This is a genomic window from Alkalihalophilus lindianensis (assembly GCF_032843265.1).
Lineage (GTDB): Bacteria > Bacillota > Bacilli > Bacillales > Bacillaceae_D > Alkalihalophilus > Alkalihalophilus lindianensis.
Genome location: NZ_JAWJBA010001030.1, coordinates 1 through 236, shown reverse-complemented (window position 1 = coordinate 236; position 236 = coordinate 1). Strand labels below are relative to the sequence as shown.

Annotated in this window: 1 protein-coding gene; it reads left to right on the top strand. The window is 70.3% G+C overall.

Annotation, left to right across the window (positions count from 1 at the left end):
- Positions 1–41: 41 nt before the first annotated feature.
- On the top strand, positions 42–236 hold a 195-nt coding region (locus RYX56_RS25240; RefSeq protein WP_317124500.1), incomplete at its 3' end, for a hypothetical protein.

Here is a 236-nt window from a genome sequence, read left to right as displayed (position 1 = left end):
CCTGCGGCGACTCGACGGTGTAGCCGCAGGAGAACGTCGTCGTGGCGCGCCACCCGCAGCGCTACGTCCTCATCTGCCACACCTTCCAGGACGGCACCGCCGTCGAAACGCTCTTCCCGCCCGCCGACGCGCAGGGCGAGCGCGCGTCCTACCTCGACCTCGTCAACAAGCTGAACCTGGAGCTGCCGCTCGCCAAGGAGTTCGTGATCGACGACGGCGGCCTCGGGCTGCGCGCC